At 41.3% G+C, this 14,867-nt stretch carries 19 protein-coding genes and 3 pseudogenes; 5 read left to right on the top strand and 17 right to left on the bottom strand.

Annotated features, from left to right (window positions below; genetic code table 11):
• Positions 1–475, bottom strand: a pseudogene (locus KIV40_RS09975) (replication endonuclease); the annotation flags it as partial.
• A gap of 19 nt (positions 476–494) precedes the next feature.
• On the opposite strand from KIV40_RS09975, the pseudogene KIV40_RS09970 reads away from it, so the two are divergent.
• Both KIV40_RS09970 and KIV40_RS09965 read left to right on the top strand, forming a co-directional pair.
• Positions 495–857 (top strand): annotated as a pseudogene (locus KIV40_RS09970) (DUF3693 domain-containing protein); the annotation flags it as partial.
• 61 nt (positions 858–918) lie between these two features.
• Complete coding sequence (locus KIV40_RS09965) at positions 919–1,284, top strand: phage protein (RefSeq protein WP_050918605.1); 366 nt, start codon at positions 919–921, stop codon at positions 1,282–1,284.
• 41 nt (positions 1,285–1,325) lie between these two features.
• On the opposite strand, the gene KIV40_RS09960 is transcribed toward KIV40_RS09965, so the two are convergent.
• Positions 1,326–1,643 carry a hypothetical protein gene (locus KIV40_RS09960; RefSeq protein WP_228176283.1) on the bottom strand — a complete coding sequence of 106 codons (318 nt, stop codon included), beginning with the start codon at positions 1,641–1,643 and terminating at the stop codon, positions 1,326–1,328.
• Positions 1,627–1,998: a hypothetical protein gene (locus KIV40_RS09955; RefSeq protein WP_285348964.1), complete on the bottom strand. Its 372-nt coding sequence runs from the start codon at positions 1,996–1,998 to the stop codon at positions 1,627–1,629. The genes KIV40_RS09960 and KIV40_RS09955 overlap by 17 nt, the downstream gene beginning before the upstream one ends.
• Positions 1,999–2,317: 319 nt before the next feature.
• On the opposite strand from KIV40_RS09955, the gene KIV40_RS09950 reads away from it, so the two are divergent.
• A complete protein-coding gene (locus KIV40_RS09950; RefSeq protein WP_285348963.1) occupies positions 2,318–2,683 on the top strand; it encodes a regulator in 366 nt (121 codons plus the stop codon).
• 35 nt (positions 2,684–2,718) lie between these two features.
• Here the strand turns inward: KIV40_RS09950 and KIV40_RS09945 are convergent, their stop codons facing one another.
• Positions 2,719–4,113 carry a hypothetical protein gene (locus KIV40_RS09945; protein WP_285348962.1) on the bottom strand — a complete coding sequence of 465 codons (1,395 nt, stop codon included), beginning with the start codon at positions 4,111–4,113 and terminating at the stop codon, positions 2,719–2,721.
• Between the two features lie 184 nt (positions 4,114–4,297).
• Between KIV40_RS09945 and KIV40_RS09940 the strand changes: the two are divergent.
• A pseudogene (locus KIV40_RS09940) lies at positions 4,298–4,450 on the top strand (regulator); the annotation flags it as partial.
• A gap of 57 nt (positions 4,451–4,507) precedes the next feature.
• On the opposite strand, the gene KIV40_RS09935 reads toward KIV40_RS09940, so the two are convergent.
• From KIV40_RS09935 to KIV40_RS09875, 13 genes are all read right to left on the bottom strand, one after another.
• Positions 4,508–5,290, bottom strand: a complete 783-nt coding sequence (locus KIV40_RS09935; protein WP_285348961.1) for a hypothetical protein — start codon at positions 5,288–5,290, stop codon at positions 4,508–4,510.
• 19 nt (positions 5,291–5,309) lie between these two features.
• Positions 5,310–6,005, bottom strand: a complete 696-nt coding sequence (locus KIV40_RS09930; protein ID WP_285348960.1) for a hypothetical protein — start codon at positions 6,003–6,005, stop codon at positions 5,310–5,312.
• Between the two features lie 1,456 nt (positions 6,006–7,461).
• Positions 7,462–7,647, bottom strand: a complete 186-nt coding sequence (locus tag KIV40_RS09925; protein WP_005531371.1) for an antitoxin MazE-like protein — start codon at positions 7,645–7,647, stop codon at positions 7,462–7,464.
• A 538-nt stretch (positions 7,648–8,185) separates the two neighbouring features.
• A complete protein-coding gene (locus tag KIV40_RS09920; protein ID WP_285348958.1) occupies positions 8,186–8,347 on the bottom strand; it encodes a hypothetical protein in 162 nt (53 codons plus the stop codon).
• A complete protein-coding gene (locus KIV40_RS09915) occupies positions 8,347–9,732 on the bottom strand; it encodes a zonular occludens toxin domain-containing protein (protein WP_285348956.1) in 1,386 nt (461 codons plus the stop codon). Before KIV40_RS09915 ends, KIV40_RS09920 begins: the two co-directional genes overlap by 1 nt.
• Positions 9,733–9,736: 4 nt before the next feature.
• On the bottom strand, positions 9,737–10,081 hold the full coding sequence (locus tag KIV40_RS09910) for a DUF2523 family protein (RefSeq protein WP_021017733.1): 345 nt from the start codon (positions 10,079–10,081) through the stop codon (positions 9,737–9,739).
• 1 nt (position 10,082) lies between these two features.
• Positions 10,083–11,534, bottom strand: coding sequence for a hypothetical protein (locus KIV40_RS09905; RefSeq protein ID WP_285348954.1), 1,452 nt, complete (start codon positions 11,532–11,534; stop codon positions 10,083–10,085).
• 171 nt (positions 11,535–11,705) lie between these two features.
• Positions 11,706–11,954: a hypothetical protein gene (locus KIV40_RS09900; protein WP_012127990.1), complete on the bottom strand. Its 249-nt coding sequence runs from the start codon at positions 11,952–11,954 to the stop codon at positions 11,706–11,708.
• A gap of 5 nt (positions 11,955–11,959) precedes the next feature.
• A complete protein-coding gene (locus tag KIV40_RS09895) occupies positions 11,960–12,190 on the bottom strand; it encodes a hypothetical protein (RefSeq protein WP_012127989.1) in 231 nt (76 codons plus the stop codon).
• A 5-nt stretch (positions 12,191–12,195) separates the two neighbouring features.
• Positions 12,196–12,555, bottom strand: coding sequence for a DUF1293 family protein (locus KIV40_RS09890; RefSeq protein WP_012127988.1), 360 nt, complete (start codon positions 12,553–12,555; stop codon positions 12,196–12,198).
• A gap of 3 nt (positions 12,556–12,558) precedes the next feature.
• Positions 12,559–13,704, bottom strand: a complete 1,146-nt coding sequence (locus KIV40_RS09885) for a replication initiation factor domain-containing protein (protein ID WP_285348952.1) — start codon at positions 13,702–13,704, stop codon at positions 12,559–12,561.
• Positions 13,688–13,903 carry a hypothetical protein gene (locus KIV40_RS09880; protein WP_005531344.1) on the bottom strand — a complete coding sequence of 72 codons (216 nt, stop codon included), beginning with the start codon at positions 13,901–13,903 and terminating at the stop codon, positions 13,688–13,690. Before KIV40_RS09880 ends, KIV40_RS09885 begins: the two co-directional genes overlap by 17 nt.
• A 3-nt stretch (positions 13,904–13,906) precedes the next feature.
• Positions 13,907–14,146 (bottom strand): hypothetical protein, encoded by a 240-nt coding sequence (locus KIV40_RS09875; protein ID WP_285348950.1) that lies wholly within the window; start codon positions 14,144–14,146, stop codon positions 13,907–13,909.
• A 341-nt stretch (positions 14,147–14,487) separates the two neighbouring features.
• On the opposite strand from KIV40_RS09875, the gene KIV40_RS09870 reads away from it, so the two are divergent.
• Positions 14,488–14,856: a DUF3693 domain-containing protein gene (locus tag KIV40_RS09870; RefSeq protein WP_285348949.1), complete on the top strand. Its 369-nt coding sequence runs from the start codon at positions 14,488–14,490 to the stop codon at positions 14,854–14,856.
• Positions 14,857–14,867: the final 11 nt, after the last annotated feature.

The raw sequence follows: 14,867 nt of genomic DNA, 5'->3' as shown, positions 1-14,867 counted from the left end.
AACTCGGTGATTTACGGCGCAATTGGCGAACGAGCCAATTCTCATCGAGCGCACGATTCACCAAAGAAAAGAGTTCATTATTTACGGAGGCACGTTCAATGGTGCTATCAGAAAATGCCAAGCCTAATGAATCAAGAAGTTGAACGACTTTATTAAAACGAGATATTGATTGCTCAACAGGAATGGCATTAATGACGCGAGCAAAGTCCCTTGATTTACGCTTTGCCATGTCCGTGATTTGCTCATCAGAAATGGCGTAGCTGTAGCCGTGTTCTGTCAGTCTTTCATGCGCATCATTCACGGCACGTGCGGCTTCAATCGAATCACGTGCTTTTAAAATATCAGTGTAAGCGCGCGTCATATGACGAGTGAACGAGCCGTTACGGTGTAATGACTTAGGCAAGTCAAAACAAGGGTTAGAAGTAGGGCGCGTAACAAAATCTGATGTGTCGTGTGAGTAGATTGGTGCTGCCATTGCAGACGGAGGAATTTAGATGTATCAAAGTGAACTGTTAGATGCCTATAAAAAGGCTCAGAACTACGTACAAGACAAACAAATAGCAGCTGATTTGAATGTGCAAGCGTCTAGAATTAGTGAAATGCGCAAAGGAAAGCGCTATATCTCTGATACAGAAGCAGTTTTTCTGGCGAAAGCATCAGGAATAGACCCAGAGATGGCATTGTTAGGTTGTCACGCTGATCGCAACGAGAATCCAGAGATTCGCGGCATGTGGGAAAACATTGCAAAAAAGTATAACGGGCTTGGATTAGCAGGAATTTCAATGGCTTGTGGTGGCTTGGCTATGGTGATTTCGAGCCCATCAGAATCATTATTACAGTGCGCATTATGGGCCCTTATGTTTAATGCAGTTGCATATCACTTATTTATAAAATGTCCCGCTTTTGAGGGACAGTTCAATGAAGTATCACGAAATGACAAAAAACTATATTTTTCGTGAATTTGAATGTGGTTTAAGCGTTGAGGAAGCAGCTGAACTTTGTTTAAAAAGTGTGAGGACGGTCAAACAGTGGGATAAGGGAAAAGCCATTCCACCGGAGTGCAGAAGGCTGATGCGCATGAACAAGGGCAGGGAACTGAGCATCTGCGATGATTGGGAAAACTTCGTAATGAGGCATGACCGCCTAGAACTACCGACTGGCCAGCGGGTTACAGCTCAACAAGTCTTGATTGGCGTAGCATTGTTAGAGTTAGGCGCTTCAAATGATATGGCAGTTGCTCACCAAATCCTGAAGTATGCGAGAGTGTTAAAGAATATGGTATAAAAAAAGGCTCCGAGTGGAGCCTGTATGATTCATCAAAACATTTAATGCCAACAACCTTGTCCATTAAAGTAAGACGGATCACGAGGTAATTTGCGCAGCGTACTTTCATCTTGTAAGTAACGCTTCTCGAAATTTGCTCGTTTAGCTCCCCAAGCAGGTAATTCTCTAAGTACGCTAATTACTCCTTGAATCTCTGGAGTATCAAAACCATATCCACGAGACAAAAGGTCTTCTAAGACTGGATAAAGATCCTTATAAATGCGGTTTGCATCAGCTTTTGAGTCTAGTTGGCCTTTCATCTTCATTAGAAGAGAACCTAGAGGGGATGCCTTTCCTAACTGTTCAAGAATTGCGTTCATTAGCTATTACCTTCGCTATGTATACATTAAGTATTAACTGAATAAAGAATACAAAATAGTAATCATCAGGAAGAGTCTGGTTACTATAAAGTATCATTGGACAAACATTTTCAACGATGGTCATGAGCACAAAGCTAACGCCAATGTAGGTTCGAATTTTAGACTTGATTACATCAGCGCCCATAAACACTGTAAACAAAGTCACAATTACCGCATATGTAATCAATGTTGAAAAGAAAGAAATTACTTGTTCTAAGACACTAGCTACCATGCCATAAGCATTCAGAAACGCAGAACCGACCGTTAAAAATGCGAATAGTACGATCGCTTTCTTTTGGTTATTAATATTTCGCACAACTTATACCTATTGTTGAAATGACTGGAAATTATATTAAAAACCTTGAGCGTTTTTAATCTCAATGGCCGCAAATAGTTATTTTTACTACAAAAAAACACCAAAGTACTGATTTAAATTCACCCCATAACACTATGGTTGCATATTGATGAGCTCTCCTAATTATGATGTGCATAATGATGCCAAATGTATCGGGACAATATTAGACAATGAAACTTGGTGATAGGAAATTCATGCTAAGGCGTATTATGGGCCCTTATGTTTAATGTAGTTGCATATCACTTATTTATAAAATGTCCCACTTTTGAGGGACAGTTCAATGAAGTATCACGAAATGACAAAAAACTATATTTTTCGTGAATTTGAATGTGGTTTAAGTGTTGAGGAAGCAGCTGAACTTTGTTTAAAAAGTGTAAGGACGGTCAAACAGTGGGATAAGGGAAAAGCCATTCCGCCAGAGTGTAGACGGCTGATGCGCATGAACAAGGGCAGGGAACTGAGCATCTGCGATGATTGGGAAAACTTCGTAATGAGGCATGATCGCTTAGAGCTTCCAACTGGCCAGCGAGTCACGGCTCAACAAGTGTTAATTGGTGTAGCATTGTTAGAGTTAGGCGCTTCAAATGATATGGCAATTGCTCACCAAATCCTGAAGTATGCAAGGGCCCTAAAGGAAATTATGTAAAAATGGCTCCGATAGGAGCCCTTTTTTTGACTTATCTATTTTCTTCGTAATCTTTCACTAGCCGTATTTTGGGGAGAATTGATAGTCCGAGCGATCCCAACGAATTGCTTCATATCTCGCAAAAAATCTGGGACATTTTGAGTGTCAGCCTTGACATCATGAAAGCTAAAGAAGTTTCTAGCTAGCTCTTTTTTAAGTAGAGTACGTTCTTGTATATCTAACTCAGATAGGTAAGCACCTATACTTGATAACTGAGTGCCTCTTTGTCTATAGAGATTCTCTTTATTACGGTGACTCGCTGACTCTTTTAGCAAATAGATAAAAGGTCCGGTCAAAAGTGTAATGGTAAAAAATCGCACTAGGAACCACTGGGCTGTCAACTGTGAGTCAGAAGTATTACTTTCTCCAAAGAAACCTAAGTAACTGTTAAATAAATATAGAGAAAAGAATATAACAAATATTAAACCAAGCACACCAAATAATCTAAGATAATCTGCTGTTACCTGCTCTTTATCTGCTTGAATTCGATTAGAATTAGATTGATGAGCATTACTAATGTCACCTAAAATACCCTGAATTTCTAACTTGTGACTTTCAAACTGAGAAATTTCTTTGTCTATTCTATGATTTATATTTCCAATTTGTGAGTCGAGTAATTCATGAAACATATCAGTCGATTTCTGAGCTGATAACTGAATTTCATTGATACTTGCTCTAGTTTGTTTCGTAACTGTGTCTAGATTTGTACGTTGTTGACTAGAAAAATTCTTATCAATTTGTTCTATTAGACCCTGTGTTATATTGTGAATGTTTTCTTCTTTTATTTTAAATTTATTATTAAAGTCTTTAGTTTTAATCTCGAAATTTTCTAATTTACTTTCTAATTCCTTTAAAATATCCTTCTTTGCCGAAATTATATCAGTAATACAATTTTCTTGAAGTTCATTTACCTCCTTTTTTATATCACCTACATATCCTCCATTTACATCCGACATAGATTGTAAAGTTAAATATATATGAGATTGTTCGATATGATAAACAACATCATGGTAATTTTTTATTAAAATTTCCATCACTTCTTTTGCTTCAAATAACAATTGCCTATTATCGTCATTTTTTCTTGAAGCAACTTTTAAACTTGAATAGAACTTATCTATTTCAATGTCATATCTAGCTAGTCTCATCTTCAAACGAGTAATTTTTTCAAAGAGTTTAAACGTAGAGTATTTGTCCAAATCTTTATCAAAAAGATCCAAAAATTCGTATGGATATATATCTCCAACATTTAATCCTAACAATCCCGCAGCAGCATTTAATAAATTGTTATCTTTAAGTTCACTAATTGTGATCCAAATAGGTTTGACTCTCGAAATCTCTATTAAAGCACAACGTAAATACCTATCACTGTGTAAATCTTTACTCTTATCCATTTATGTAACTTCACCTTGATTTATATGAAAGTGTTTGAGCATATTATGAGGGATAAATATCAATCACTCAATAATTAAGTGTTGTAATTACGATTAATTAATCGTAATTGATTTGTACTTTGGCTAAGGTAATTTCGAGTCCGTCAGAATCATTACTACAGTGAGCATTGCATTTGAGCACTAAGAACACTTTAAAGTGCATCATGAACGATTGGAGCTACCCACCGGACAGTTAGCAACAGCACAACTAGTTTTAATTGGGATTTCTTTGCTAAAAATCGTCTCATTGACGGACGTAAAAGCGGCGGGACAAGTTTTGAAATATGCAAGGCTTTAAGGAAATGATCTACAAAAGGCTCTATGTGGGAGCCTTTTTACTTATGAATTCGAAAGTTTAAAAATACTTACTTAAGTCGATTTCGACTGTCTTATCTATGAAGTCAGACTGTATGCGGTAATCAGTTGACCTAAGTGAAGTAATATTAGAGGGCTTGAAATAACGAGCGTTGAATAAATCCTCAGGACAATTATCGAGAAAGGTACTTTGTATCACGCATCTCGCAAATTCCATAATACCTCTTATATTAGTTAAGGACTCAGAAAACAGGTCAAGCAGTTCATCGGTCTCAAAATCATGAGGTGATAGTTCAAAAGAAGCACCTCTATTAGACTTTGAGTAGCGCCAACCTTGAGAGAACTCGGAGTGCAAAATACCATTGAACGTTCTTACAATATCTGTGGATTTGTCATCGTTTGGCATGAGAGCAACGAGGTCTCTATCAGAAATTTCAAAACGGCTAAGACGGCCGTTTGAGTCATATGCTTTCCATTCTAAGTCTTTTTGTATGAACTTGTGAGCGAACCAAAAACAATTCAATGCTGAGCGAAAAAGGTAACAGTTAGCAGGCATATGATTATGTGCCATTAGAGATAAAGAGGAGTTGAGAAGCTCTAAACCTCGATTTAATTGTATTACTGAATCTAAGATCCAAGGATATTTATTATTAACCTGAGCATTATTTTTTTCCCAGATTCCGGATGCAGAATCTACTAAATAAAAAAATATTTTGAAAGTATTATTAAAGTCTTTATCAAATCTTTCATTATATCCAGCATAACTATCTAAATAGTTGCAGCTGTCTAGACGAATAAATTTCTGTATATCTTTCAATTTCATTTAAATACCAACAAGACCATTAATTAGATAAGGACTTAAACTTTTCTAAATTTTCCATTGCAGCCAAAATAGATAGTATTTGATCGTTATCAATACCTTTTTTCTCTGGGATAGCTTCGAATTTCTTGGCACTCTCGAAGATTATCGCTGCGTCATCATCAGAGGCAGGTGAGTCAACCACTGAGTCATCAGGTTCTAATGATGATTGTACTGATTTTAAGGCATTGAATACTTCGTAAAAACTATATGTTTCTGAATTTTTAAAGTAGGTGCTGTAATAATGTTTAGCTTTACTTAAATTGCCCTTGAGAACATGTATTGAGGCTAGCTCATCAGTTGTAAAATGCAAACTTGAATATGGTTGAGATATGCTATCAAAGATAGTAATTAATCTTTTAGATACAGTTTGTTCTAATTTAGATAAATCTGTTTTTTTCTCTTTTAAAGATAACAAGTCATTCTTCAAAATAAGTGTGTTTCGATAATCACTCTCGTGTGAGCTTAGCTCTTTCCGAAGCTTCTTAACGTATGAGTTTTCACCTAGTTCTTTAGATATATTGATCTGATTTTTAAAGCTATCTACAACAGTTTTATGCTCATTAATAGCTAGACTCTTTTCGTGAAGGTCAAGTGTAAAGCGATAAGTGCCGTAGTTTATACCACATGTAAGCAAGGAAGTGACTATCGCAACGAAAGCATGGGTTTTATCAAGCATTGAAAAAATATTTACAGTTACAAGGGTTTACACAATAACTTAATCTAAGGAATATGTCACCAGTGACATACCTTTTAATGAATAGAAACCATACGTCCTATGTTCAAGTCTTGTGACACACCAACGGTTATCTTTTTAAGCTCACACATGTCAGATGCGGGTTTTAGATCTTACTGACTAGCGCTCAAGCACTGGCGCACTAAGTTTGTGGGTACATGATTACATAAAAGCTGGACTTACCTCAGTCATATCGATTGAAGTTTAACTGTCAGTGTGGCTTGTGAATAAAGTGAACGTTGTTAGTGTAACGTTCTCGTTGCTTTGGTGAGTATTCATTGACTCTAGGTTTACCGTTGAACAGAACAACATAAAACTCACCCCATTTCCTGATACCAATAAGATAGTGATTCTTTGGTATCTTTATCCAGTTCTTTCCATTATCGAAACTATACTCAGTGAAACCAACCAACTTAACTCGTTGGAAGGACCCACACTCAAAAGCGTTAATCATTCCTCGAAATTTACTGTGCCTATGTTCACCATCACGAAGTAAAGCGGGGACATCGATGCTCTTCCCGTATATGTCTAAACCGTCAGAGTCGAGTAGGTGGCCAACGTGGCTTTTTACGTATCTAATCAGCATAAAATCACCAATACTGTATATATATACATATACTAGCAAAGGTTGCTCTATTCTATAAACCAAAACCTCCGATATTGACAAAAAGGTTGAAAAAGAAGCCTGTGATCTATTCAGCAGGTTATTCATGTGCAATTGATTTTACATGTGATTTTAATGAGAATTCGCGCTAAGAAAATCACAAAAGATATAAATACACATCCCAAGGAGGAAAACTAGAAGATGAAATATACCCCTCTAATAATTGCCCTTAATGCAGTCTCAGGCCTTGCATACGGCCAGACATCTGCATTTCACGACTACACTCCAAATAAACCTGCGAATCGCACAGCTAACCAAACAACGAATAACAACCAAGTAGTAGTCTCACTACCTAATAACTACGATGTTTCTGACATACTGAAAGTCGAGATTAACGATTACAGTTATCTAAGTGTCCACTATTTGAATAAGACTACAGGAAGAGAGGATGACGTGTGGTGTGCTAGATACACAGATTCTGGACTAGAAAAAACGGAAAATGCCTTCAAACCTGTCACAAGACCTCTATGTGAAGCAGGTATCGCTGCATTCGAGAAAACGACAAACTGAGTTGGATAAAAATGGTCAAGTTGATTTGACCCGAGAAATGTTTAGTAAGCAAGTTGTTAAAGTAGGGAATATTGCGATGTGTATCGAGAATAGGTCGTTAACACATTTAGCAAAGCGTTAAAAACATTATATTTCCTACGTCGGTTGACCTCGACAGTTAGACAGGCCGGACCCTATTAGCGATGGGGTTCGGCTTTTTAACACCTGTCACCAGTGACATACCTTTTAATGCATAGAAACCATACGACCCGTATTCAAGTCTTTTAACACACCGACGGTTAGGTTTTCGTGTTCACACATTTCAGATGCAGCTTGTTTTAGATCTGATTCTCTATCAGCAGGAACCCAGATAGTTACCTTCTTAAATCCTTGTGATTTCATCTTTTCTTCGTATTTCTTATTTCTACTCATTGAAAGTCCTCCTAACTCATAAGCATTTGATCATATGAGATCGATCGGTGCAAGACTCACTATCGTTCAAACACTGGCGCACTTCGTTTGCAGGTACCTAAAAACAGCGAACCTTGATAGTTCGGTGGAATTTACCCCCGTAATACAGATACGGGGGTTTTGACCTCCCGCCGCACGTCGCGCAATCGTCCTAGCCCGTCCTCACTTGCTCCGCGCTTTGGTCGGCAGTCAAACCAAATCAATATAAATAGGGGAAAGCCTTGCTCGGCACTCGCAAAGCTTTGGCGTTGATAGTTCAGATGTGTTCCAGTGGGTTTGCGCGCCTCTGTTGTGGTGAGGCTCTGCAAGGCGGGCTTGGCAGGAAAGTAGGGCGGCGGCTCCCAAGTAGGATTGGACTGCTAACCGCGCCGATTTGATTGTTACGCTATCTTGAATTGTGTGGGCGGCTTGGTGCCTCGTCGTCGCTTCGCAACTCCTTATATCTCGGTGACTCCCTTCGGTCGGGGCGATGCCCAATCCGTGCTAACCTTATATCGCTTTACTCATGATTCTTTTTCTCTTTCAAATAATCACACAGCTTTCCTAGGCCACTGCGAAAGAGATCGTAAACAATGATAGTGATGATCGCGTTCATCATTGAGAGGTGGTCGAACAGCTCGATGATTTCGACCAACTGCCCATGTGTCACATATTCGTTCATTAGGTTTCGTCTCCGCCAAAGATACCGCCAACGGGCTTAAGTTCTATGTCTTGCTCTTGTACTTGTGCGAATTGCTCGTAAGGGGAACAAGTCACGTAAAAGTTCGATTCACCGCTAGACAGCTGGACAAGGCAGTCGTCTAGATAATCCATTTGAATACCTAGCTTTTTAAGAAACGAGTCATCGAGGTAGCTAACACCTCTCGGTGTTATTACCTCAAAATGGACACTCACTCGAATTGAGTTGGGTTTGTGCCAACGCTCAACCGCAGACACATAGATGCTTTCGGAGTTGGATAGTGGGAACCAAGCCGGAACGTTGCCTATGTCATGATAAGGCCGAGTCCCGCAATCAGTGCCCGTACAGTTAGAACGACCAGAACCCACGACAGGATGACCCGCAGAACCTTGGTTATGATGAGCTTCACCTTGTGGAGACGATACCGGATTTTGCTGCGTAGCTTGATAAGGCTGCGTTCCTGTTTCAGTTGACGCCTCAGAACCAGAAACCATATTAATAATTGCATAAGTGATATACCCAAATGAAAGCACGACCAGAGCCATAGCTGCTAAGAATTTAGGGTTTAGAAAGATGTTCTTTCCAAGACCCGCTTTGGTGATTTGTCCCGTAACGGTAGAGGCGTAGAGCAGGTGAACATCAAGCGGAACCTTGAGGTTGTATACCACATCGTCTTTGCTTGGTTTGGTGACGGTTCGTGTTGGGTCATGCTCTAAAATTCGAGGCTTACGATTAGAGAAAAAGATCCCGTCTTTACCTTTGTGTTGTTTGGCCAGCTCGGCCACGCCTTTAAGCTCTTTAGGAACTTGGGCGAAGTCGGGCGTTAATAAAACAATGTCCCAGTTGTAGTGGCGGTGCTCCATAAAAGCGTTGTTGAAGTTCTCTGGGTAGATAATCCGTCCTTGCTCATCAAAACGTGTACGCTGACAATCGTCTATCTCGCCGTTGTCTAGTGTTGATGTGTCCACAGTCAGCCAGCGTGAGTGGAATAACTCAGAAAAGCCCTCTGGTAGATGAGACTCAAAGTCAGTGAAAGGGCGCTTGTGTATGTTGGCCATCTTAAAGCCAGCGTTGGTCGAGAAGATTTGCTGACATTCATCAATAAGGATGAAGGCGCCAATCGGAGCCCAACAGAAAAAGTACTTCCAAAGTTCGAAGCCTTCGGGATTGCGCGAGCTGATACGAATGAGGCGAGCACTGTCCGGAAACTTTTCCCCCAGTCGTTTCTCGATAATGTCGAGCGGCTGCATACCATGAATATTGGTGATGCAAACTCGACCTTCTCGAAGGGCTGGCAGTAAGTCGAACCATACTGCACACGCTGATTTATATGAGCCGCCGTGGCCATATCTAAATGAAGTTGCCATTGAATCACCAGTTAAAGAAACGCATGACTAAGGACGTCGCAAACGCATCGAAAATTATGCGTAGTCCTCCTGTCACGTTGTATTGAATGAGGATGTAACGAACATCAGAAGGGAGCGCATTGAAATGAGATTCAACCAGCGTGTAAACGCCATACTCTGATAGCAAGGTTTGAGCAATTTTCAGCGCTAACTGAATCGATGAGATTTTTAGTTCTAGCCAAAGAGACAAAAACCAAAGCTGCGCGTAGTCAAAGCAATTGATGATCCAATCCGGTATGTACTGGATGAACTCGACCATGGTTTGGCCGACGTTGGCGATAAAATCGAGCGCTGAATAAATGAAATCCACGTTATTTACTCCGTTGACCAAACAAGATGTAGAGCGCAATGAGCGCGCAGATAAAGAGAATGACAGGGCGAACGTAAGGCGAAACGTCATCAAAACGCTGTAGGCCAGAATCAACCTTGGTGCCTTTAACGGTGAAAGACCGATCGCTTAACGAGCCGTTATTGAAGTTGGTACCGATAGAAACCAGACCTTTGATTTCATTAACGTAGTCTTCAATTGAGCGAGTTTTCTCTGCGATGGTTTCATTGATAGCGATGAAATCAGACGAGGCGAAGATTTGCTCAGGCACATCATCACCGTAAGGGGAATTGAAACCAGAGCCTTTAAGCAGTTCTTCGATACCATCAAGGCTATTACCCAATTCGCCAATCGAATCACCTAAGCCTTGTAAGTCTTCACGGACACCCTTAGTTGCATTGGTGCTCTTATTGACCGCTGTTGTAATGTCGCCATTGGCTTGTTGGATAAGCGCTTTAGTGTTGTTGTATATCTTGTTGTCATTGATTTGCTGTTCTTGTGTCGCTTGCGTGTTATCGACAAGCGAGCCTTTGACTGCAATCAACTCATTAACGATAGCGCCTTGAGTTTCATTGATGTCTGAATTCAAATCATGAAGGGCAGTGTTAATATCTTTGTTAAGTCCTGTAATGGCGCTGACAACTGCCGTGTCTGTCGATTCATCTGTGTCGGGTTCTTCCACATCCGGCTCATCTTCTACGTCAGGTTTGTTGAATGTATTGGTCGAGTCATCAGGCAAGACACTAGGATCTTCTATAGGGCCTGTTGGGTCATCGGGGTCATGGGTTGGATCCGTTGGGATAATTGGCTCATCAGGTCCGTTCGTACCCCAGAATAAAGTACCGCCATCACACTGATTTCCTGTGAATTCGAAATTACCGTGACATAAGGTGTTTTGCGTAAACTCCCCAGAATCAACATCAGTGCAAAGCGTGCTGTCGCTTGGAATACGAGAGAGTTCGCAACGAGTCGCGCCAAAGTCACCATAACAAGCCCCCGTGACTTGTTCGCCGTAAACATAAGCCAGCCACTGAAGGCGTCTTTCGTCCCCCGTTGACTGTTTGAATTGGCAAGCATCCATACATGAACCGTCTGGATTTGCGCCGTATTCGCATTGAGATTTACACCTCAATGTTGAAGGATCGAATTCACTGTTTGCAGGGCAACGAACCTCTGAATAAGAAAGAGCAAGTGAATTGTCACAAACTGTCTCATAAGGATAGCGAGCGTTAGCATAAGTTACCTTCTGAAATGTGCATGAACGAATAAAATCATGCTTCATAAAACAAGCGTTCACCTGATTAGGATCAACCCATTCGCCCGTGGAGCCGCAGCCCGTCATGTGCCTATAACTAACATAAGCTTCTAAAGCGAACGTTAAATTACTGAAACATAGAACAAAAAGGACAATAGAAAAGCGCAGAAAATGAATCATTGTCTGAAACCAATAAAAAAGGGAGCCGAAGCCCCCTTGATTAACTGATTAGTGAGTATTGATGCCACTCACAAAGCCGTGGAGAAATGCCCCCGCAAAGGAAATACCCAGAACGATAGCGAGAACATCCCCAAGTAAGTTACCAGATAAAGGAGGCATTAAAACGTACCGTTACTTGCGAAGGAAACCCACAATCATATTGACGCCAAAGCCCAGTGCAGCCATACCAATCAGGCCAGCAACGACTAGAGCCACATTACTTTGACCACCACTCACAGCAGTGTTAATTGAACCAGTTAAGTCTGGTGTATCAGCAAAAGCTGGAGAAACAGAAGCAAGCATAAGCGCTGAGCCTACGGCTGTTTTCTTGTTTACGACTGCGTGTTTTACGTTATTTACAACAAGTTCTAGTTTTTTCATTTGAATTACCTTTTACTCATAAGGCGAACAACACGACCTACCCAATGACCGACAAACATGTTGATCAAGAGCACGCCACTGACATATAGGAACAAGTCACCATTGAATAGGACTGGGTCCTTATATTCTTGATACTCCACCGCTGAAATCAGTATGTATTCTTGGCAATTGTCGACGTGAGTCTTCGTCGCTTTTAAATTGCCGTACTGGTTAACAACGGTGACGCATACAGACATTTTTTCTAACCTTGAACTGATTTCATTGAAGCTTCGAAGTGCTTCTTAATTTCTGCATCAACAGGAATAAGCGCTGTCACGATGGCACCCGCCAATGGATCTTCTGGGTTGATTTCAAGTTGCAATTGGTACTCACGACGAGGAACCAAAGCACCGGTGCGCTCAAGGAGCAGGGCGTATTCATGATCAATCATCAAAGGTTGATCCCATTGTGGGTTTACGTCACCAGATTCGCCGATGGTGCGACGCTTGAATTTCTCCGAGTTAATTTCACGTAGTGGACGTGAGATGTTCAGTTGAGCACTGTCACCACGTGCCGAGTTCCAAGTGATGTCCATTCCTAGGACAAAAACAGATTTAGCCATTTGTTAGGTCTCCAATATGTGAGTCACCAACTTGCCGTAGGTATCGGGGAAGGTGAATTTGGTTCCATCACGGACGAGCGAGCCGACAACGGTTTCGATGTCGCCCTCATGGAATTCGATTAAAGAGTTCAGGATTTTCCCGTACTGGCGACGCATCCAGTGAGCCGAGGCCAACAGGTCGAGCGCCGCACGTTTAGTCGGGACAGGTTTTGTATTGAATTGTTTTGCAGTAGAAATCGACGCCGCGAAGTCGTTGATGGCCGCGAATGCGCCAGCAGGATTCAACAGCACATCGATGTTCCATTTTTTAAGTTCAACTTCTGAGCGGTACCAAACCAAACCCGTGTTCGCGAGTTTCTGCTCAAGAGCCTTGTTGTAGATACGCCAGTAGATGCGAGAAGTACGAGAGCCGACAGAGTATTGCTCTTTGGTGTAATCAGGACTGCCATCACGAAAGCCCGCAATCGTATGGTCAACATGCAGAACCGGATTACGGCCACGCTCAGCCGTACGGAAAGCATCATCATTCCAAGCTTTGCGCGCGTATTCACAGTCAAAGATACCGTCGTAATCATCGTAAGCGAGATCGACACGCGCGAGCGTTTGAACACCAAGAACGTTTGTCAGCCAATCATGCAGCGACCAAGGCGCGCGACGGGCAAACACATGCTTACAACCAGTGCCATTGATTTGGAAATGCACCGTGTCATTGTTGCCACCGATACCCACGAAACCACAGAAGTCTTCGCCATCTGGTGAGGTCAACTTCATAGACTCAGAATAGAACTGAAAGCCAAGGCCACGAGGTGCAGAAAGAGACAATCCAAGCACTTGATTAGTGAAAATGCGCAAGCAATCTTCTAGATAATTGCGGTAACAGATATCAAAGGCGCTGTTGTACGCTTCAATCTCTTCGGCAGTGCCCGCGATGGTCGAATTAAATCGAGGTGGAGCAGGGAACTTGGGTGCCTTGCAGTGACGCTGTAACAGAGATTTAGGTGCTAAACCTTTGTATTCCTCATGCTTGTGCAGACGTTGAATCGCGTTGTGACAATGGCGTAAGTCCTTGACTGCAAATGTAAAACATAGGTAGTCAATATGAACAGACTGCTCATCGAATTTCTTAAGGATGTTAGTTGCAGTAGTCATCGAAGACCCCTAAATCAACGCGTTCTTGGTAAGTGGTGTTGGTGATAGATACCAACTCGTAAGAGACAAATTCAGACGAAGCCCAAGATTCAAGATGAGACATAGACTTAAGCAAATCCCATTCTTCACAGCCTTTGACCAACACAGAAACCGTGTAATCAGGCAACAAATCGTAATAGATGGTTTGGGCTTCGTTCATGGGTTATGCCTCTGAGCTAGACTCAGTTACGGCGTCACGCTTTACTGCAAGTTGCTCCTCAATCTCAAAGGCGCGAATAACCGCATCACTGACAGGCATTGAGAAAAGTTCACAGATTGATGCATAGGCATGCTGACAGGCTACAGATAGAAAGATTTGACGGTTGTCTACATCTCGAAGGACTACCCAAACTTCACCGTGTTGGTCAATTTCAACAACATGTTCAAGTTGACTCGGTAACACATACGTTTCTTGTGAGTAGTGAACACCGATATCACAAAATGAAATTCGGATTCTATAGGCGTTTTGATTACCAAAATGAGTAAGACGAAGATTTCCGAAATCTATAGAACGTATTGAAGGGTTATGAGGATTAACCTCGATTAAGCTAGAGAATTTTGACATAGAAACCACCTTGACTAGTTAGGAGTGACCACCAAGGCCAGACGAAAGCGTCAAGGGCAAACGCCCAAACCAAGGTGGTCAGATTCGATTTATCGAAACTATAAATTCGAAAAATCGAATCTACAAGATGCGAAAAATCGAACTTATACAGCTAGAATGGAAGAATTAAGGAGGTGCACATGTACGCCAATGAACTATTAGATGCCTACAAAAAGGCTCAAAACTATGTACAAGACAAGCAGATTGCACACGATTTGAATCTACAGCCGAACAAAATCAGCAAAATGCGCAAAGGAATTCGCTATGTGTCTGATGAAGAAGCAGTTTTTCTAGCACAAGGTGCAGGAATAGACCCAGAAATGGCATTGTTAGGTTGTCACGCTGACCGCAATGAAAATCCGGCGATTCGTGGCATGTGGGAAAACATCGCAAAAAAGTATAACGGGCTTGGATTTACAGGAATTTCAATGGCTTGTGGTGGCTTGGCAATGGTGATTTCGAGCCCAATGGAATCCTCAATTCAGTGCGCATTATGTATATTATGTTAAATGGAATGTCA

The organism is Vibrio sp. D173a (assembly GCF_030248475.1).
This window is presented reverse-complemented; position numbering and strand designations above follow the sequence as displayed.

Coding starts and splice junctions, on each gene's coding strand:
- KIV40_RS09965 (WP_050918605.1), top strand. CDS start 919: ATGAAGTATCACGAAATGACAAAAAACTATATTTTTCGTGAATTTGAA.
- KIV40_RS09960 (WP_228176283.1), bottom strand. CDS start 1,643: ATGAACGCAATTCTTGAACAGTTAGGAAAGGCATCCCCTCTAGGTTCT.
- KIV40_RS09950 (WP_285348963.1), top strand. CDS start 2,318: ATGAAGTATCACGAAATGACAAAAAACTATATTTTTCGTGAATTTGAA.
- KIV40_RS09945 (WP_285348962.1), bottom strand. CDS start 4,113: ATGGATAAGAGTAAAGATTTACACAGTGATAGGTATTTACGTTGTGCT.
- KIV40_RS09935 (WP_285348961.1), bottom strand. CDS start 5,290: ATGAAATTGAAAGATATACAGAAATTTATTCGTCTAGACAGCTGCAAC.
- KIV40_RS09930 (WP_285348960.1), bottom strand. CDS start 6,005: ATGCTTGATAAAACCCATGCTTTCGTTGCGATAGTCACTTCCTTGCTT.
- KIV40_RS09925 (WP_005531371.1), bottom strand. CDS start 7,647: ATGAGTAGAAATAAGAAATACGAAGAAAAGATGAAATCACAAGGATTT.
- KIV40_RS09920 (WP_285348958.1), bottom strand. CDS start 8,347: ATGAACGAATATGTGACACATGGGCAGTTGGTCGAAATCATCGAGCTG.
- KIV40_RS09915 (WP_285348956.1), bottom strand. CDS start 9,732: ATGGCAACTTCATTTAGATATGGCCACGGCGGCTCATATAAATCAGCG.
- KIV40_RS09905 (WP_285348954.1), bottom strand. CDS start 11,534: ATGATTCATTTTCTGCGCTTTTCTATTGTCCTTTTTGTTCTATGTTTC.
- KIV40_RS09900 (WP_012127990.1), bottom strand. CDS start 11,954: ATGAAAAAACTAGAACTTGTTGTAAATAACGTAAAACACGCAGTCGTA.
- KIV40_RS09895 (WP_012127989.1), bottom strand. CDS start 12,190: ATGTCTGTATGCGTCACCGTTGTTAACCAGTACGGCAATTTAAAAGCG.
- KIV40_RS09890 (WP_012127988.1), bottom strand. CDS start 12,555: ATGGCTAAATCTGTTTTTGTCCTAGGAATGGACATCACTTGGAACTCG.
- KIV40_RS09885 (WP_285348952.1), bottom strand. CDS start 13,704: ATGACTACTGCAACTAACATCCTTAAGAAATTCGATGAGCAGTCTGTT.
- KIV40_RS09880 (WP_005531344.1), bottom strand. CDS start 13,903: ATGAACGAAGCCCAAACCATCTATTACGATTTGTTGCCTGATTACACG.
- KIV40_RS09870 (WP_285348949.1), top strand. CDS start 14,488: ATGTACGCCAATGAACTATTAGATGCCTACAAAAAGGCTCAAAACTAT.